A 17,717-nucleotide genomic window follows, 5' to 3' on the forward strand; every position below is an offset into this window, starting at 1 on the left:
GACCACCTCTTGCTGATCGAGTAGCCCGCTCCGCGGACCACCTCTTGCTGATCGAGTAGCCCGCTCCGCGGGCGTATCGAGATCCCCCCTCACCCACCCCCCCCGCGCAAGGAGGCGCCCCACCCATGACCCCTCGCCACGTCCCGCCGCCCGGCGCCCTGTCCCGGCGCCTGTTCCTCTCGGCCGCCGCGTCCGCCGCATCGATCGCCGCCCTCGCCTCCTGCGCCTCGCCCGGCGCGGCGAGCGGAGTCACCACGCTCGACTTCTTCCAGTTCAAGGCCGAGGCCGTGGAGGACTTCGCCCGGATCATCGCGCAGTTCGAGGCCGCCAACCCCGACATCCGCGTGATCGCCAACAACGTGCCCGACCCGGACACCGCCCTGCGCACACTGCTCGTCAAGGACAAGATCCCCGACGTACTCACCCTCAACGGCTCCGGCTACTACGCCGATCTCGCCAAGGCCGGCGTCTTCCACGACTTCACCGGCGACGAGCTCGTCGAGCGGGTGAACCCGGCGGCGCTCGAGATCATCGACGCCCTCGGCAGCTTCAACGGCGAGGAGATCAACGCGCTCGCCTTCGCCAACAACGCCGACGGCATCCTCTACAACCGCACGATCTTCGCCGACAACGGCATCGAGGTCCCCACCACCTGGGACGAGCTGATCGCCGTCTGCGACACCCTCGTCGCCGCCGGCATCACCCCGTTCTACGGCGCGCTGCTCGACAACTGGACGGGCGCCCCGGCGTTCAACGCCCTCGGTGGCCAGCTGCAGCCCGACGGCTTCTTCGACGCGATGCGCGCGGAAGGAGCCGACCTGGGCCCCGACTCGCCCGTCTCGTTCTCCAAGGACTACGCGCTGGCGATGGAGCGCCTCGGCCAGCTGTTCTCCTACACCCAGGAGGGCTCGTTCGGCCGCGGCTACGACGACGGCAACCAGGCCTTCGCGGCCGGCGAGGCCGCGATGTACCCGCAGGGCATCTGGGCGATCAACCCGGTCCGCACCAACAACCCCGACATCGATCTCGGCGTCTTCCCCTACCCGGTGCTCGACGATCCCGCCGACACGAAGGTCACCTCCGGCGTCGACGTCGCGGTCGCGATCGGCCGCGGCACCCCGAAGCTGGAGGCCGCGCGCCGCTTCGTCGCCTTCCTGCTCGACCCCGCCGTGGTCGAGCCGTACGTCGAGAGCCAGGCCGCGTTCTCGCCGCTCGTCGGCGCCGCCCCCAACAGCGACCCGACGCTCGCCGAGCTGCAGCCCTACTTCGAGCAGGGCCGCCTGATCGGCTTCGTCGACCACCAGATCCCCGCGAGCATCCCGCTCAACCCCACCCTCCAGGCGTTCCTCGCCAGTGGAGACGCGGACGCCGCGCTCCGCACCCTCGACAGTGAGTGGCGCAAGGTCGCGGCACGCACCACCCGGAAGTGAGCAGGACATGACCACGACCACGACGGCGGCGCCCCAGACGCCGGCCACCACGCCTCCGGTCGCCCCGCGCAAGCGGACGCTCGGCCGCACCTCGAAGACGTTCTACTGGATGACGGTCCCCGCCGTCCTGCTCTTCTTCGTCCTGCACACCGTGCCGGTCCTCACCGGCATCTTCTTCAGCTTCACGAACTACGCCGGCTACGGCTCGTGGGACCTGATCGGCTTCTCGAACTACCTGGCCCTGCTCCAGGACGACCGGGTCTGGAAGGCCTACGGCTTCACCTTCGGCTTCGCGATCGTGGCGACGATCCTGGTCAACGTGATCTCGCTCGGGATCGCCATCGCCCTGAACGCGAAGATCAAGTTCCAGACGGCCTTCCGCGGGATCTACTTCATCCCCTACGTGCTCTCGACCCTGGTCATCGGCTACGTCTTCCAGTACCTCTTCGCGAACTCGCTCCCGCAGATCGTCGGAGCGATCCCGGTGCTCGGCGAGAACATCCTCGCGAACGCCGACTGGGCCTGGGTGGCGATCGTGATCCTGGCGGTCTGGCAGGCCTCGGCCTTCTCGATCATCATCTACCTCGCCGGTCTGCAGACCATTCCGGGGGAGCTCTACGAGGCGACCTCGCTCGACGGCGCGACGCCCTGGCGGCAGTTCACCTCGATCACGTTCCCGCTGATCGCGTCCTTCTTCACGATCAACATGGTCCTGTCGATGAAGAACTTCCTCCAGGTCTTCGACCACATCGTCGCCCTCACCAACGGCGGGCCGGGCACCTCGACCGAGTCGATCACGCTGCTGATCTACCGCGGTGGCTTCCAGGGCGGCGAGTACGCCTATCAGACGGCCAACGCCGTCCTCTACTTCCTCATCATCATCGTGGTCTCGCTGATCCAGTTCCGAGTCCTCAGCCGCAGAGAGGCGTCCTTCTGATGACCGCGACCATCACCCCCACGACCGCCATCGCCCTCGGCGAGCCGCAGGAGGGGAAGCGCCCGCGCCGCCCCTCCCGCGACTCCTACAGGATCAACTGGTGGGCCACCGCGCTCATCGCCGTCTGCTCGCTGACGATCCTGCTGCCGCTCTACTTCGCCGTCGTCACGGCGCTGAAGACGCCGGACCAGCTCGGCGGCACCGGCTTCGAGCTGCCGACCTCGATCTCCTGGGAGAACTTCGCCGCGGCCTGGGAGGCGACCCGCTTCCCGCAGGCCTTCGTCAACACCGCGCTGATCACGGTGGGGGCGGTCGCGCTGACGCTCTTCTCGAACTCGATGGTCGCCTACGCCGTCGCCCGCAATCTCGACAAGCCGTTCTTCAAGGGCGTCTACTTCTACCTGCTCGCCGCGGTCTTCGTGCCGTTCCCGATCATCATGCTGCCGGTGGTGAAGGAGACTGCACTGCTGGGCCTGGACAACCAGGTCGGGCTGATCCTGCTCTACGCCGTCTTCGGCCTCTCGATCAACACCTTCATCTACACGGCCTTCATCCGCTCGATCCCGATCGAGCTCGAGGAGGCGGCCCGCACCGACGGCGCCTCGACCTGGCGCACCTACTGGCAGATCATCTTCCCGCTGCTCGGACCGATGAACGCCACCGTCGGGATCCTCACCTGCGTCTGGGCCTGGAACGACTTCATCCTGCCGCTGGTGGTGCTCTCCGACCCGTCGGCCCGCACCCTGCCGCTCGCGGAGTACGTCTTCCAGGGGCAGTTCAACACCAACTACACCGTCGCCTTCGCCTCGTACCTGATGGCGATGGCCCCGCTGCTGATCGTCTACCTCTTCGCCCAGCGCTGGGTCGTCAGCGGCGTGATGCGCGGCTCGATCAAGTAGGACGCCCGAGCGCGTCCTGCACGAGTGGGGCCGAGCGGCCGGAATCGTCGAGAATCCTCGCGATCCGGCCGCTCGGCCTTCTTCGTGCGCCCTGTCAGTCGGAGGCCGGTGGAGCGACGCCGATGATGCGGTCGTCGTCCGCACCCGGCGACCCGCGCCCGTCGGTGTTGCTGGTCACGAACCACAGGGATCCGTCCGGCGCCGCCACCGCGTCCCGCAGCCGCCCGTACTCGCCGACCGCGTAGTCGGTCGAGGCCGACGGATCCGCGACCGGCACCGCGCGCAGCACCTCGCCGCGCAGGTTCGCCAGGTAGAGCACGCCGTCCAGCTCGGTCATCCCGCTCGGGCTGGCCGCGTCCGGCTGCCACTGCTGCACCGGATCGACGAAGCCGTCCTCGCCGGCGATCCCCTCGACCTCGGGCCAGCCGTAGTTCGCGCCCGGCTCGATCACGTTCAGCTCGTCCCAGGTGTCCTGCCCGAACTCGCTCGCGAAGAGCGTGCCGTCCTCGGCCCAGGCCAGGCCCTGCGGATTGCGGTGCCCGCTGCTCCAGACGAGCGAGCCCGGGTACGGGTTGTCGTCGGGCACGGCGCCGTCGAGCGTCATCCGCAGGATCTTGCCCGAGAGCTGGTCGAGGTCCTGCGCCGCCTCGCGCCGCCCGGCGTCGCCGACGGTGGCGTAGAGCATCCCGTCGGGGCCGATCGCGAGGCGCCCGCCGTCGTGGGTGCGCGCGGCGGGGATGCCTTCCAGGATCGTCTCGGGCGGGCCGAGCGCGAACGACCCCGGCTCGCCCTCGAGTGCGAACCGCTGGATCCGATTGCCGTCGGCCGCGGTCGAGTAGGCGAACAGCGTGCGCCCGTCGACCGCCAGCCCGAGCAGCCCGCTCTCGCCCTCGGCGACCACGCCCTCGACGACGCCGATCCCACGCGCGGAGCCGTCCGCCGCGAGCTCGAGCACCCGCCCGCTGTCGCGCTCGCTGACGAGCGCCGTGCCGTCGACGAACGCGACCGACCACGGCGCCTCGAGTCCCTCCGCGACGCTGCTCGCGCCGATCAGCTCGCGCGCATCGGGGCGAGGAGCGGCAGGAGTCGTGCTGCACGAGGCGAGCCCCACGCCGAGCGCGAGGGTCGCGCCGACGAGGGCGGAGCGGAGGACGGCATGGGACATCCCCCCAGGCTGCCCGCCCAACCTTCGAGAATTCTCACTTTCATGCTGGCCGAGTAGCCCCGAAGGGGCCCTTGCTGGTCGAGTAGCCCCGAAGGGGCCCTTGCTGGTCGAGTAGCCCCGAAGGGGCCCTTGCTGGTCGAGTAGCCCCGAAGGGGCGTATCGAGACCCGCGCTCCGCCGGACGGGGCCGCATGATCGCCCCGATCCGCCGTCACCGCCAGCACCCCGACGAATCCCGCGCACCCCCACCGGATGTCACCCCCGCGGCGTAGCGTTGCCGAGGTGATGCGCCCCCAGATCAGCACCCTCGGCCGGCTGCGCGCCTCCGGGCACGTGCAGAAGACCCTCCGCACCGAGATCCGCGACAACCTCCTCGACGCCCTCCGCGAGGGCCGCGACCCCTGGCCCGGCCTGCACGGCTTCCAGGACACCGTCATCCCCCAGGTCGAGCGGGCGGTGATCGCCGGGCACGACATCGTGCTGCTCGGCGAGCGCGGCCAGGGCAAGACCCGCCTCCTCCGCACGCTCAACGGCCTGCTCGACGAGTGGACCCCCGTCATCGACGGCTCCGAGCTCGGCGAGCACCCCTACGAGCCGATCACCTCGATCAGCAGGCGCCGGGCGGAGGAGCTCGGCGACGAGCTGCCCGTCGCCTGGCGCAGCCGCGAGGAGCGCTACGTCGAGAAGCTGGCCACGCCGGACACGAGCGTCGCCGACCTCATCGGCGACGTCGACCCGATGAAGGTGGCCGAGGGCCGCAGCCTCGGCGACCCGGAGACCATCCACTTCGGCCTCATCCCGCGCAGCCACCGCGGCATCGTCGCGATCAACGAGCTGCCCGACCTCGCCGAGCGCATCCAGGTCGCGATGCTCAACGTGATGGAGGAGCGCGACATCCAGATCCGCGGCTACGTCCTGCGCCTGCCGCTCGACGTCCTCGTCGTCGCGAGCGCCAACCCCGAGGACTACACGAACCGCGGCCGGATCATCACCCCGCTGAAGGACCGCTTCGGCGCCGAGATCCGCACCCACTACCCGACGGCCCTCGTCGACGAGATCGCCGTGATCCGCCAGGAGGCCGACCTCGTCGCGACCGTGCCCGACGCCCTGATCGAGATCCTCGCCCGCTTCACCCGGGCCCTGCGCGAGTCCTCCTCCGTCGACCAGCGCAGCGGCGTCAGCGCCCGCTTCGCCATCGCCGGCGCCGAGACCATCGCCGCCGCCGCGCTGCACCGGGCCACCCGGCGCGGCGAGGAGGAGGCGGTCGCCCGCCCGATCGACCTCGAGACCGCGGTCGACGTGCTCGGCGGCAAGATCGAGTTCGAGTCGGGGGAGGAGGGCCGCGAGGACGAGATCCTCGACCACCTCCTCCGCCAGGCCACCGCCGAGACGGTCCGCGCTCACCTGCGCGGGCTCGACCTCGCCCCGCTCGTCAGCGCCGTCGAGAACGGCGTGATGATCACGACCGGCGAGCAGGTGACGGCGCAGGAGTTCCTCGACGCGCTGCCGCCGCTCGGCGAGTCGACCCTCTACGACGACATCGCCGACCGGCTCGAGGCCGTCGGCGCCGGCCGCCGCGCGGGCGCCGTCGAGCTCGCCCTCGAGGGCCTCTACCTCTCGCGCAAGCTCAGCAAGGAGACCGGCGGAGGCGAGGCCGTCTATGGCTGAGCCGTCCACCACGCGATCGGCGCGCGCCGGAGGGACCGCGCGTGCCTAGGGGTAACCGCCGTCTCGGGCGCGACGCCCGCTACTCCCGCTACGACGGCGGCCCGGACCCGCTCGCCCCGCCCGTCGACCTCGCGGAGGCGCTCGACGCCGTCGGCGAGGACGTCATGGCCGGCACCTCGCCCGAGCGCGCCATGCGCGAGTTCCTCCGCCGCGGCGGTCGCGACGGCCAGGGTCTGGACGACCTCGCCGCCCGCGTCGCCGAGCGCCGGCGCGAGCTGACGCAGAAGCACGGCCTCGACGGCACCCTGCGCGAGGTCCGCGAGCTGCTCGACCGCGCCGTCCTCGCCGAGCGCAAGCAGCTCGCCCGCGACACCCAGATGGACGACGGCGACCGCGCCCTCGCCGAGATCCAGCTCGACAGCCTGCCGCCCTCGCCCGCCGCCGCGGTCTCCGAGCTCTCGGACTACCGCTGGCAGAGCCCAGAGGCGCGCGCCGACTTCGAGAAGATCAAGGAGCTGCTCGGCGCGGAGATGCTCGAGCAGCGCTTCGAGGGCATGAAGCAGGCCCTGCAGAACGCAAGCGACGAGGACCGCGCGGCGATCGACGCGATGCTCCGCGACCTCAACGCCCTGCTCGAGGCGCACGCCCGCGGCGAGGACACCCCCGAGCAGTTCGACGCCTTCATGGCGCAGCACGGCGAGTACTTCCCCGAGCGGCCCGAGACCGTCGACGAGCTGATCGACGCCCTGGCTGCCCGCGCGGCCGCGGCCCAGCGGATGCGCAACTCGATGACCCAGCAGCAGCGCGACGAGCTCGACGCCCTCGCCCAGCAGGCCTTCGGCACGCCCGAGCTGATGCAGTCCCTCGGGCAGCTGGACGAGACCCTGCGGGGCCTGCGCCCCGGCGAGGACTGGGGCGGCTCCGAGCGGATGGACGGCGAGCAGGGCCTCGGCCTCGGCGACGGCACCGGCGTCTTCCAGGAGCTCGCCGACCTCGACGCGCTCGCCGACCAGCTCGCGCAGCCGCACGCGCAGTCGAACCTCGACGACCTCGACCTCGACCTGCTGGCCCGCCGCCTCGGCGACGACGCGGCGGTCGACGCGCAGACCCTCAAGCGCCTCGAGAAGGCGCTGCGCGACTCCGGCACCCTGCGCCGCGGCTCCGACGGCGCGCTCACCCTCACCCCCAAGGCCATGCGCCAGCTCGGCAAGGCACTGCTGCGCGACATCGCCGACACGATGTCCGGCCGGCAGGGCGCGCGCGACGTGCGCCGGGCCGGCGCCGCGGGCGAGCGCTCCGGCGCGACCCGGCAGTGGGAGTTCGGCGACACCGAGGCCTGGGACGTCACCCGCACCCTCACCAACGCGCTGACCCGCACGGCCGGCGAGGGTCGCGAGACCGGCGCCGGCGTCCGGATCGAGATCGGCGACGTCGAGGTGCAGGAGACGGAGGCGCGGACCCAGGCCTGCGTCGCCCTCCTCGTCGACACCTCGTTCTCGATGGCGATGGACGGCCGCTGGGTGCCGATGAAGCGCACGGCGCTCGCCCTGCACACCCTGATCTCGAGCCGGTTCCGCGGCGACGAGCTGCAGCTGATCGCCTTCGGGCGCCAGGCCGAGGTGATGGACGTCGAGCGGCTCGTCGGCCTCGACGCGGAGTGGGAGAAGGGCACCAACCTGCACCACGCCCTGCTGCTCGCCAACCGGCACTTCCGCAAGCACCCGAGCGCGCAGCCGGTCCTGCTGATCGTCACCGACGGCGAGCCGACCGCGCACCTCGAGCCCGACGGGCAGGTCTACTTCGACTACCCGCCCGACCCGGTGACGGTCGCCGTCTCGGTCCGCGAGCTCGACGCCTCCACCCGGCTCGGCGCGCACACCACGTTCTTCCGGCTCGGCGACGACCCGGGGCTCGCCCGCTTCATCGACTCGCTCGCGCGCCGCGTCGGCGGCTCGGTCGTGAACCCGGAGGCGGACGACCTCGGCGCCGCGGTCGTGTCGTCCTACCTCGGTGCGCGCGGAGCGGCACCGGGCGGGCGTCCGCCGGGCGACGAGCTGTTCGGCCGCGGCTGGGGCTTCTAGGCGCTCGGCTCGCCGTCCGGGGTCAGAACAGCGGCCACGGCACGGCGGGCATGCTCCCGCGGGGGGCGGGGAAGCGACCGGAGGAGCGGAGCCGGTCGCAGCGCTTCGCGAACGTCGCGATCTCCTCCTCCAGCAGCAGCTCGGAGAGCGCGGCGCCGAGCGGCCCGTCGATCGCCGAGCGCAGCCGCTTCAGCGCCGCGAGCTCGTCGTCGGTCAGCGGCTCGCCGACCCAGCCCCAGAGCACCGTCCGCAGCTTGTGCTCCACGTGGAAGGTCAGCCCGTGGTCGACGCCGTAGCGGTGGCCGCCCGGCATCTCGAGCACGTGCCCGCCCTTGCGGTCCGCATTGTTGACGACGACGTCGAAGACGGCCATCCGCCGCAGCGCCGCCGAGTCCTCGTGCACGAGCGAGATGTCGCGGTCCTCCGCGTCGCTGCCGTCGAGCACGTGCCGCCAGCCGTCCGGAACCGCGTCGGCCGGCACCAGGTCGACGGCGTCCTGCTCCGGATCGATGTCCTGCCAGAGCTGCACCATGCCGATGCCCAGCGGACCCTCGCGGAGCCAGGTGCGCGGGACGACGTTCCAGCCCAGCGCCTCCGAGGCGAGGTAGGCCGAGACCTCGCGGCCCGCGAGCTGCCCGTCCGGGAAGTCCCAGAGCGGCTTCTCCCCGGCGACCGGCTTGTAGACGACGGAGGTGCTGCCGATGCTGCCGAGGAACGTCGCGTTCGAGGCGACCGTGATCCGGCCGGTGAGCTCCAGCTCGCCGCTCTGCAGGTCGGCGTCGCTCGGTTCGGGCGCGTCGCTGGGATCGGGCGCGTCGCTCATGTGAGCGGGCAGTCGTGCCCGTCGGGGTCCATCGGCTCGCCGCAGCGAGGGCAGAGCGGGCGGCCGGCGCCGACGACCTCGAGGGTGCGCTTGGCGAAGGCGCGGGCGGTGCCCACGGGGATGCGCACCTGCAGCATCTCCTCCGGGACGACCGGTTCGTCGTCGGTGTCGTCCTCGTCGCCCTCGACCACCGGATAGGCCTCGATGACGACCTGCGCCGTCGACGGGTCCCAGCCGAGGCTGAGGCTGCCGACGCGGAACTCGGCCGCGACCGGCTGGTCGAGCGGCTCGTTGTCGACGAGCTCCGGAGGGGTGCCGGGCGGCACGCTCGCCGGGTTGCCCTCCGCCGACATCAGCTGGTCGAGGATCTCGTCGATCTTCTCCGCGAGCAGCGCCGACTGCTGCTTCTCCAGGCCGACGCTCACGACGCGCGGTCCGGTGCGGGCCTGAAGGTAGAAGGAGCGCGAGCCGGGGGAGCCGACCGTCCCCACGACGACGCGGTCGGGCCAGTCGAATCCGTGCACGATGGGCATGCGCCCAGTCTACGAGCGCCCGGCTGACCCGCCCCTGCACGCCGACGGCTGCCCGCAGATCGAGCAGCGCCCTCCCTCTGCCGATCGAGCAGGCCACGCAGCGCCCCCTCTTGGTGATCGAGTAGCCCGCGCAGCGGGCGTATCGAGATCCCCGCCCCTACTCGTGCCCCGCCCCGCCTCCGACCGGCGCCTCGGCCTCCACCGGCGCCGGCGCCCGCAGCCACCCCAGGTCGCCCGCTTCCGTGTTCATCGCGATCACGTCGGGCCGCCCCGCGCCGTAGCGGATGATCGACACCGACGCCGGCCCGACCGACAGCCGCTGGAACAGGTCGAGGTGCATCCCGAGCGCGTCGGCGAGCACCGCCTTGATGATGTCGCCGTGGCTGACCGCCGCCCACACCGCGTTCGCCCCGTGCTCCGCCGCCACCCCCGCGTCGTGCCGCCGGATCGCGGCGACCGCCCGCGACTGCATGCCCGCGAGCCCCTCGCCCCCGGGGAACACGGCGGCCGACGGCTGGTTCTGCACGACCGACCACATCGGCTCCTTGGCGAGGTCCCGCAGCGAGCGCCCCTGCCACTCGCCGTAGTCGCACTCGGTGATGCCCTTCTCGATCGGCGTCGCCGGCGAGCCGTCCTGCCGCTCGAGCAGGTACCGCGCCGTCTGCCGGCAGCGCTCGAGCGGGCTCGACACGACGGCGGCGAGCGGCACGGCGGCGAGCCGCTCCCCGGTGCGCGCGGCCTGCGTGCGCCCGACGTCGTCGAGGCGGACCCCGGCCGTGCGTCCGGCGAGGATCCCCGCAGTGTTGGCCGTGGTGCGCCCGTGACGGACGAGGAGGAGCGTGGGCATGCGGCTCAGCCTAGACACGCCCGCCCCGCCCCGCCCCGCACCACCTCCGGCACGCCGAACCACCTCCGGCTCGCCGATTCCGTCGATCCCCGCGAGCCCAACGCGTTCCCACGTGCCGGAGCTGCCGGGCGGACCACCTCCGGCACGCAGAACCACCTCGGGCTCGCTGAATCCGCTGATTGCCGCGAGCCGAACGCGTTCTCACGTGCCGGAGCTGCCGGGCGGGCGATCTCCGGCACGCGGAACCACCTTCGGCACGCGGAACCACCTCGGGCTCGCCGAATCGGTCGATTCCCGCGAGCCGAACGCGTTTCCACGTGCCGGAGGTGCCGGGCGGACGATCTTCGGCTCGCGGAACCACCTCCGGCTCGCGAGATCCATCGATTCCCGCGAGCCGAACGCGTTTTCACGTGCCGGAGCTGCCGGGCGGAGTACCTCCGGCTCGCGGAACCACCTTCGGCTCGCGAGATCCGTCGATCCCCGCGAGCCGAACGCGTTCTCACGTGCCGGAGGTCCTCCCCACGCCGGCCCGCACCCTCCTCCCCGCGGCTGATGCCGCCGCGCCCGCCCGTCGCTACCGTGGAGAGGCGGCCGCCCACCGCGGCCCAGAGGACAGTCGCACCGAAGGGACCCCATGGACGGCTCGAACGGGACCACGCCGACAGGCACCCCGCAGCACCCCGCCACCGCCACCGAGCAGGACGCCCCCGCCACCGAGCAGGACGCCCCGGCCACCGCGCAGGCCGCGCCCGCCACCCCGCTCCCCGCCCCCGCCTGGGCCGCCCCCGACGCCACCGGCCGCCAGGACGAGATCGCCCTGCGCATCCGCGGCCTCCGCAAGCGCTTCGGCGACAAGGAGGCCGTCGCCGGCATCGACCTCGACGTGCCGGCCGGCTCCTTCTTCGGCCTCGTCGGCCCCAACGGCGCCGGCAAGACGACCACCCTCTCGATGGCGACCGCCCTGCTCCGTCCCGACGCGGGCACCGTCACCATCCACGACGTCGACGTCTGGTGGGACACCCTGGAGGCCAAGCGCCTGATCGGCGTGCTGGCCGACGGCGTCAAGCTCTTCGACCGGCTCACCGGCCTGCAGCTCATCACCTACTACGGCCTGCTCTGCGGCATCGACCGCCCGACCGTCCTCGAGCGCGCGGGCGACCTGCTCGACCTCCTCGGTCTCGACCCGGCCGACCGCACGCTCGTCGTCGACTACTCCGCCGGCATGACCAAGAAGATCGCCCTGGCCTGCGCGCTCGTGCGCGCCCCGCGCCTGCTGGTGCTCGACGAGCCGTTCGAGTCCGTCGACCCGGTGTCCGCCGCGAACATCCGCGACATCCTCACCGGCTACGTCGCGTCCGGCGGCACCGTCATCGTCTCCAGCCACTCGATGGACCTGGTCGAGCGGATGTGCGACCGCGTCGCCGTCATCGCCGACGGCCGGGTGCTCGCGGCCGGGACGCTCGAGGAGGTCCGCGCCGGCTCCAGCCTCGAGGAGCGCTTCGTCGACCTCGTCGGCGGCCGCACCCACCAGGAGGGCCCGGCATGGTTGCGCATCTCCTGAGGCTGCGCCTGCTGCTGCTGCGCAACACGCTGACCCGCAACGTGTGGCAGCTGGTCGGCGTCGTCTTCGGCGGGCTGTACGCGATCGTCGTCCTCGGTCTCGTCGTCGTCGGACTGGTCGCGCTCGGCGCCACCGACCCGGCGTTCGCGAGCGTAGCCCTCGTGCTCGGCGGCTCCGTGCTGCTGCTCGGCTGGGTGCTCGGGCCGGTCTTCGTCTCGGGGTCGGATCAGAGCCTCGACTTGGCGACGCTCGCGACCTTCCCGATCCCGCTGCGCACCCTGATGCTCGGGCTCGCCGCGGCCGGCCTCGCCGGGATCCCCGGGATCGTCACCTCGCTCGGCGCCCTCGCCTCCGCCGCCGCCTGGTGGAGCCACCCGATCGGCATCCTCCCCGGCCTCGTCGCCGCGGTGATCGGCGTCGCGACCTGCGTGGTCGCCTCCCGCCTGCTCGGTGCGCTGACCACGGGGCTGGGCTCGAGCCGCCGCTACCGCGAGGTGATCGGCGGGGTCGTCCTCGTCGTAGTCATCCTGATCGGTCCGCTGCTGATCGGGCTGATGAACGTGATCCGCGAGGGACTCGACGTGCTGCCCGTGATCGCCTCCGCCCTCGGCTGGTCGCCGCTCGGCGCGATCTGGGGCGTGCCAGGGGCCGTCGTCGCGGGCGACTGGGTGACGGCGCTCGGCCGTCTCGCGATCGGCGTCGCCACGCTCGCCGTGCTGGTGTGGCTGTGGGCGCGGGCGCTGCGGCACGCGCTGGCCGAGCCGGCCGCGTCGTCCGGGCCGGCCTCCTCGGGGGCGCAGGGGATCGGGCTGCTCGGCCGCTTCCCCGGCACGCCCACCGGCGCGATCGCCGCCCGCGCGCTCGGCTACTGGTGGCGCGACCCGCGCTACAGCCGCGGCCTGCTGGTGATCCCCGCCGTGGTGGTGCTCGCCGTCTTCTACAGCGCGCTGCAGGGCGGCGGATCGATGCTGGTCGTCCTCTCGTCCCTCTTCATCGCGCTGATCTTCGGGGTCACCCTCTGCGCCGACGTCTCCTACGACGGCACCGCCTGGGCCGCGCACGTGAGCTCCGGAGTCGCCGGCTCGGCCGACCGCGCCGGCCGCGTCATCGCCGCCGGACTGATCGGCGTGCCGGCGGTGCTCGTCGTCTCGGTCGGCACCTGCCTGTACGCGGGGCGTCCGGAGGCGATCCCCGCGGTCCTCGGCATGGCGCTCGCGCTCGTGCTCGCCGGCTTCGGCGTCTCGAGCGTCGCCTCGGCGCTGGTCGTCTATCCGGTGCCGGCGCCGGGCGACAGCCCGCTCAAGACGCCGCCCGGCTCCGGGATGATCTCGAGCATCGTGATGCTCGGCAGCATGGGCGCGACCGCGGTCCTCTCGCTGCCGTCGCTGATCCTCGGCACGATCTCGCTCGTCGGCGGCAGCACCGGCCTCGGCGTCGCGGCGCTCGCCGCCGCCCTGGTGCTCGGCACCGCGCTCGCCCTCCTCGGCATCCGCGTCGGCGGCCGCCTCCTCGACCGCCGCGCCCCGGAGCTGCTCTCCGCCCTCGTCACGATCGGCTGACCCCGAGCGCCCTGCCGCCCCCCGCCCCCCCACCCTCCAAAAGTTGCGGTAGTCGCGCCCGACTACCGCAACTTCTGGATCCTCGCGAAGCCCGCCGGTCGCCCGGGACCGTGCGGACGCGGCGAGTACGCAGTAGTTGCGGTACTCGGCGTCGACAACCGCAACTTCTGGAGAGTCGCGCGGCTGCGCGGGCGCGGACCGGGCGGGCGGCGGGGAGCGACGAGGCCGGCGCGGCAGGATGGGGGCATGCGCAGCCTCGAAGTCCTCCTCGATCCGGAGTCGGAGGCGCGGATCCGCGGCCAGTGGGAGGCGCTCGAGGCGGCCGGTGTCCCGAGCCTCTCGCTGCACACCGCCGCGAGCAACCGGCCGCACCTCACCCTCCTCGCCGGCCCCGAGCTGACCCCGCCGCCGCCCGGCGCGCTCGGCCCGCTTCCCGCCACCGTCGACCTCGGCGCCGTGCTCCTCTTCCCGCACGCCGCCCGCTTCGTCCTCGCCTGGGGAGTCGTCCGCTCGCCCGCGCTCGACGCCCTGCACTCGCGGGCCGCGGCGCTGATACCGGGTGCCGTGCCGACGTCGCTCCCGGACGCGTGGACCCCGCACATCAGCGTCTCCCGCCGTCTCCGCGCCGAGCAGCTCGGCCAAGCCGTGCCGCTGCTCGGCGGGCCCTTCCCCGTCGGCCTCGCGAGCGTCCGCTTCTGGGACGGCGACACGAAGACGATCACCGAGCTCTGACCGCCGCCCGCCCGCCCACCTCCGGCTCGCGATTCGACCTCCGGCTCGTCGGATCCGCGGTTTCCGGCGTGCCGGAGGTGTTTCCACTTGCCGGAGATGCGCCGCGCCGGCCAGAGGTGCGTCCGGCCCACCTCCGGCTCGTGATTCGACCTCCGGCTCGTGGAATCGGCGGTTTTCTGCGTGCCGGAGGTGATTCCACGTGCCGAAGGTGCGCCCCGCCCGCCAGAGGTGCGTCCCACCCGACAGACGTGCGTCCGGTCCACCTTCGGCTCGCGATTCGACCTCCGGCTCGTCGGATCGGCGGTTTCCGGCGTGCCGGAGACGGTTCCACGTGCCCGAGATGTGTCCCGCCCGCCAGAGGTGCGCCCCGTCCACCTCTGGCTCGCGATTCCACCTCCGGCTCGTGGAATCGGCGGTTTCCAGCGTGCCGGAGGCGGTTCCACGTGCCGGAGGTCGGTCGCACCTGCCGGACGATGCACCACCCACCCACCACCCACCCACCCACCCACCCCCGCAGACCGGCGCGACCGACCCTCCTCCCCAGCCCCGCAGCCGCGACGACCCTCCCCAGAACGCCGCCGGCCCGGGGTCGCGTCGGAGGCGGCGGGTAGAGTTCCACGGGTGACCGAGCCGACCGCGACCGCCCTCTCGACCGCCGAGCTCCCGACCACGGACGCCGCGGCCGGGCCCTCCGACGCCACGGCCGGGCCCTCCGGCGCGGCGCAGGAGATCCTCGAGCGGGTCTTCGGCTACGGCTCGTTCCGGGGCGAGCAGCAGGCCATCGTCGAGCAGGTCATCGGCGGCGGCGACGCGGTCGTGCTCATGCCCACGGGCGGCGGCAAGTCGCTCTGCTACCAGATCCCCTCGATCGTCCGGCCGGGCACCGGCGTCGTCGTCTCGCCGCTGATCGCCCTGATGCAGGATCAGGTCGACGCCCTCCGCGCGAACGGCGTGCGCGCCGAGTTCCTGAACTCCACGCAGGACATGGGGGAGCGCCAGCGCGTCGAGCGCGCCTACCTCGACGGCGAGCTCGACCTCCTCTACGTCGCCCCCGAGCGCCTCGGCAACGAGGGCACCAAGCAGTTCCTCGCCCGCGGCCGCATCGCCCTTTTCGCGATCGACGAGGCGCACTGCGTGAGCCAGTGGGGCCACGACTTCCGTCCCGACTACCTCGCGCTCGGCGAGCTGGCCGAGCGCTGGCCGGACGTGCCGCGCATCGCCCTCACCGCGACCGCGACCGAGGCGACCCACCGCGAGATCACCACGCGCCTGCACCTCGGCGCCGCCCGCCACTTCATCTCCAGCTTCGACCGGCCGAACATCCAGTACCGGATCGTCAACAAGGTCGAGCCGCGCAAGCAGCTGATCGACTTCCTCAAGCGCGAGCACGCCGACGACGCGGGCATCGTCTACGCACTCTCGCGCAAGAGCGTCGAGGCGACGGCCGAGGCCCTGCGCGCCGCGGGCTTCGACGCGGTCGCGTACCACGCGGGTCTTGACGCCCGGGTCCGGGCCGCCGCGCAGTCGCGCTTCCTCCGCGAGGAGGGCGTCATCGTCTGCGCGACCATCGCGTTCGGCATGGGCATCGACAAGCCCGACGTCCGCTTCGTCGCGCACATCGACCTGCCGAAGTCGGTCGAGGGCTACTACCAGGAGACGGGCCGCGCCGGTCGCGACGGCCTCCCCTCCACGGCCTGGCTCGCCTACGGCCTGCAGGACGTGGTGCAGCAGCGCCGGATGATCGACGAGTCCCCGGGCGATCTCGCGCATCGGCGGCGGATGTCCGCGCACCTCGACGCGATGCTCGCCCTCTCCGAGACGGTGCAGTGCCGCCGGGTGAACCTCCTCGCCTACTTCGGCCAGGAGAGCACGGCCTGCGGCAACTGCGACACCTGCCTCGAGCCGCCCGCCTCGTGGGACGGCACGGTCGCCGCGCAGAAGTTCCTCTCGACGGTCGTCCGGCTCAAGCGCGAGCGCAACCAGCAGTTCGGCGCCGGCCACATCATCGACATCCTCCGCGGCAAGACCACGCCTCGGACGACCCAGCACAAGCACGACTCGATCGCCACCTGGGGCATCGGGGCCGACCTCAGCGACACGCAGTGGCGCGGCGTCGCCCGCCAGCTCCTCGCGCAGAGCCTGCTCGGCGTGAACGACGACGGCTTCGGCACACTCGTGCTCACCCCGGAGTCGGCGTCGGTGCTGAGCGGCGAGCGCAAGGTCGAGCTGCGCAAGGAGCCGGAGCGCCCCGCGCGCTCGAGCGGCTCGTCTCGCTCCGGCCGCTCCACCGTCTCCGACCTCTCGGCCGAGGCGCAGCCCCTGTTCGAGCGGCTGCGGGAGTGGCGGGTCGCCCAGGCCCGCGCGCAGTCGGTCCCCGCCTACGTCGTCTTCAACGACGCGACCCTGCGCGAGATCGCGACGGTCGAGCCGTCCACGATCGACGCCCTGAGCGTCATCGGCGGTGTCGGCCAGAAGAAGCTGATCACCTACGGCGCAGCGGTGCTCGCCGTGGTCGCGGGCGAGACGCCCGAGATCGCCGAGCCGGACGACACCCAGGAGGCCGCCCCGGCCCGCCGGCAGCCGGCCGCCCGAACCGCATCCGCGCGCTCGTCGGCCGCGCGCCCGTCCTTCGGCGGCGAGAGGTCCGGTCCGCCGGTCTCCTCCGCCCCGCCCGAGGACGACTGGGTCCCGCCGGAGGAGCCCGACGAGGACCCCGGCTGGGACAGCTACTGAGCCCCGCCCGTCAGGTCCCCGAGCCGACGGTCGCCATCCAGCCGCCGAGCACGGTGCAGCCGAACGACAGGGCGAGCCCCGCGATCGGCACCCAGAAGGCGATCCGCCGCCGCACCAGCAGCACGATCGAGACGACGATCGCCGCGAGGAACGGCAGCCACACCCCGCCGGCCGCGACGAGCACGCCCCAGCCGATCAGGTCGCCGTCGCAGTCGTTCGAGCCCATGCAGGCGTCGCTCGCCATCGCGAAGAACAGCCCGAAGTAGGACAGCAGCAGCGTCGCCCCGAGCGCGCACAGGATCAGCGCCATCGTCAGCACCAGGTCCCACACCCGCACCGGGCCTCGCTGCCGTGCCGCGGTCCACGGCGTGCCGGGCCCCGAGGGTCGCGCGGACTCGAGGGCCTGCACGGACTCCATCGAGGTGGGCGGCCGCCAGTCCGGCCGGCTCTCCCGGCGGGGCGGCGGAGGCGGAGGCAGCTGCGGCTCACTCATGCTCCGAGCCTAACCACGCCCCTCCCGGCGCCCCAGGTCCCCGTGCTGGTCGAGTAGCCCCGCAAGGGCGTATCGAGACCCACCCTCCTCAGCCCCCGGGTCGGCGCACCCGAGGTCTGCCACCGGCGGATCCGCCCCCCCCCCGCCCCCTGGCCGGTTCCGACAACGCGCGCCCGCCCGCGCCCGGCGCCCTTTGTCGCCGCGCGACGGAACCTTTCCGCGGAGCAGCGGCCCGACCTAGCGTGCAGGAGCACCGC

The 17,717-nt window shown here is 72.8% G+C and carries 14 protein-coding genes; 9 read left to right on the forward strand and 5 right to left on the reverse strand.

Features of this window, described 5'->3' with window-relative positions:
• Positions 1-125: 125 nt before the first annotated feature.
• Genes GSU72_RS02760 through GSU72_RS02770 form a run of 3 tightly spaced genes read left to right on the forward strand, consistent with a single transcriptional unit; the run spans position 126 to position 3,266 of the window.
• Positions 126-1,430, forward strand: coding sequence for an extracellular solute-binding protein (locus GSU72_RS02760; protein WP_159983528.1), 1,305 nt, complete (start codon positions 126-128; stop codon positions 1,428-1,430).
• A 7-nt stretch (positions 1,431-1,437) separates the two neighbouring features.
• Complete coding sequence (locus GSU72_RS02765; RefSeq protein WP_127887580.1) at positions 1,438-2,367, forward strand: sugar ABC transporter permease; 930 nt, start codon at positions 1,438-1,440, stop codon at positions 2,365-2,367.
• A complete protein-coding gene (locus tag GSU72_RS02770) occupies positions 2,367-3,266 on the forward strand; it encodes a carbohydrate ABC transporter permease (protein WP_159983530.1) in 900 nt (299 codons plus the stop codon). Before GSU72_RS02765 ends, GSU72_RS02770 begins: the two co-directional genes overlap by 1 nt.
• A gap of 94 nt (positions 3,267-3,360) precedes the next feature.
• Here the strand turns inward: GSU72_RS02770 and GSU72_RS02775 are convergent, their stop codons facing one another.
• Positions 3,361-4,431 (reverse strand): PQQ-dependent sugar dehydrogenase, encoded by a 1,071-nt coding sequence (locus GSU72_RS02775; protein WP_159983532.1) that lies wholly within the window; start codon positions 4,429-4,431, stop codon positions 3,361-3,363.
• Between the two features lie 284 nt (positions 4,432-4,715).
• Between GSU72_RS02775 and GSU72_RS02780 the strand changes: the two genes are divergently transcribed.
• Positions 4,716-6,098 carry a magnesium chelatase gene (locus tag GSU72_RS02780; protein WP_159986601.1) on the forward strand — a complete coding sequence of 461 codons (1,383 nt, stop codon included), beginning with the start codon at positions 4,716-4,718 and terminating at the stop codon, positions 6,096-6,098.
• A 41-nt stretch (positions 6,099-6,139) separates the two neighbouring features.
• Positions 6,140-8,179, forward strand: a complete 2,040-nt coding sequence (locus tag GSU72_RS02785; protein ID WP_159983534.1) for a VWA domain-containing protein — start codon at positions 6,140-6,142, stop codon at positions 8,177-8,179.
• Positions 8,180-8,201: 22 nt separating this feature from the next.
• Here the strand turns inward: GSU72_RS02785 and GSU72_RS02790 are convergent, their stop codons facing one another.
• The 3 genes from GSU72_RS02790 to GSU72_RS02800 all read right to left on the reverse strand — a co-directional run bounded on the left by GSU72_RS02790 (position 8,202) and on the right by GSU72_RS02800 (position 10,382).
• A complete protein-coding gene (locus tag GSU72_RS02790; RefSeq protein ID WP_159983536.1) occupies positions 8,202-9,002 on the reverse strand; it encodes an SCO1664 family protein in 801 nt (266 codons plus the stop codon).
• Positions 8,999-9,535, reverse strand: coding sequence for a DUF3090 domain-containing protein (locus GSU72_RS02795; protein ID WP_159983538.1), 537 nt, complete (start codon positions 9,533-9,535; stop codon positions 8,999-9,001). The genes GSU72_RS02790 and GSU72_RS02795 overlap by 4 nt, the downstream gene beginning before the upstream one ends.
• A gap of 157 nt (positions 9,536-9,692) precedes the next feature.
• Complete coding sequence (locus GSU72_RS02800) at positions 9,693-10,382, reverse strand: histidine phosphatase family protein (RefSeq protein ID WP_159983540.1); 690 nt, start codon at positions 10,380-10,382, stop codon at positions 9,693-9,695.
• 634 nt (positions 10,383-11,016) lie between these two features.
• Here GSU72_RS02800 and GSU72_RS02805 point away from each other — a divergent pair.
• From GSU72_RS02805 to recQ, 4 genes are all read left to right on the forward strand, one after another.
• Positions 11,017-11,943 carry an ABC transporter ATP-binding protein gene (locus GSU72_RS02805; protein ID WP_159983542.1) on the forward strand — a complete coding sequence of 309 codons (927 nt, stop codon included), beginning with the start codon at positions 11,017-11,019 and terminating at the stop codon, positions 11,941-11,943.
• Positions 11,925-13,502, forward strand: coding sequence for a transporter (locus GSU72_RS02810; protein WP_159983544.1), 1,578 nt, complete (start codon positions 11,925-11,927; stop codon positions 13,500-13,502). The genes GSU72_RS02805 and GSU72_RS02810 overlap by 19 nt, the downstream gene beginning before the upstream one ends.
• Positions 13,503-13,748: 246 nt before the next feature.
• Complete coding sequence (locus tag GSU72_RS02815) at positions 13,749-14,234, forward strand: 2'-5' RNA ligase family protein (RefSeq protein ID WP_159983546.1); 486 nt, start codon at positions 13,749-13,751, stop codon at positions 14,232-14,234.
• 729 nt (positions 14,235-14,963) lie between these two features.
• Positions 14,964-16,967, forward strand: a complete 2,004-nt coding sequence (gene recQ, locus GSU72_RS02820) for a DNA helicase RecQ (protein WP_244256075.1) — start codon at positions 14,964-14,966, stop codon at positions 16,965-16,967.
• Between the two features lie 10 nt (positions 16,968-16,977).
• Here the strand turns inward: recQ and GSU72_RS02825 are convergent, their stop codons facing one another.
• Positions 16,978-17,460 carry a DUF6264 family protein gene (locus GSU72_RS02825; protein WP_159983550.1) on the reverse strand — a complete coding sequence of 161 codons (483 nt, stop codon included), beginning with the start codon at positions 17,458-17,460 and terminating at the stop codon, positions 16,978-16,980.
• Positions 17,461-17,717: the final 257 nt, after the last annotated feature.

The sequence above is a fragment of the Rathayibacter sp. VKM Ac-2760 genome, from assembly GCF_009834185.1.
In the GTDB taxonomy this organism is placed as follows: Bacteria; Actinomycetota; Actinomycetes; order Actinomycetales; family Microbacteriaceae; genus Rathayibacter.

Excerpts from the sequence above, each read along its gene's own strand:
- GSU72_RS02810 (WP_159983544.1), top strand. The coding sequence starts at position 11,925 with ATGGTTGCGCATCTCCTGAGGCTGCGCCTGCTGCTGCTGCGCAACACG.
- GSU72_RS02765 (WP_127887580.1), top strand. The coding sequence starts at position 1,438 with ATGACCACGACCACGACGGCGGCGCCCCAGACGCCGGCCACCACGCCT.
- GSU72_RS02790 (WP_159983536.1), bottom strand. The coding sequence starts at position 9,002 with ATGAGCGACGCGCCCGATCCCAGCGACGCGCCCGAACCGAGCGACGCC.
- GSU72_RS02815 (WP_159983546.1), top strand. The coding sequence starts at position 13,749 with ATGCGCAGCCTCGAAGTCCTCCTCGATCCGGAGTCGGAGGCGCGGATC.
- GSU72_RS02780 (WP_159986601.1), top strand. The coding sequence starts at position 4,716 with ATGCGCCCCCAGATCAGCACCCTCGGCCGGCTGCGCGCCTCCGGGCAC.
- GSU72_RS02775 (WP_159983532.1), bottom strand. The coding sequence starts at position 4,431 with ATGTCCCATGCCGTCCTCCGCTCCGCCCTCGTCGGCGCGACCCTCGCG.
- GSU72_RS02805 (WP_159983542.1), top strand. The coding sequence starts at position 11,017 with ATGGACGGCTCGAACGGGACCACGCCGACAGGCACCCCGCAGCACCCC.
- GSU72_RS02770 (WP_159983530.1), top strand. The coding sequence starts at position 2,367 with ATGACCGCGACCATCACCCCCACGACCGCCATCGCCCTCGGCGAGCCG.
- GSU72_RS02760 (WP_159983528.1), top strand. The coding sequence starts at position 126 with ATGACCCCTCGCCACGTCCCGCCGCCCGGCGCCCTGTCCCGGCGCCTG.
- GSU72_RS02825 (WP_159983550.1), bottom strand. The coding sequence starts at position 17,460 with ATGAGTGAGCCGCAGCTGCCTCCGCCTCCGCCGCCCCGCCGGGAGAGC.
- GSU72_RS02795 (WP_159983538.1), bottom strand. The coding sequence starts at position 9,535 with ATGCCCATCGTGCACGGATTCGACTGGCCCGACCGCGTCGTCGTGGGG.
- GSU72_RS02800 (WP_159983540.1), bottom strand. The coding sequence starts at position 10,382 with ATGCCCACGCTCCTCCTCGTCCGTCACGGGCGCACCACGGCCAACACT.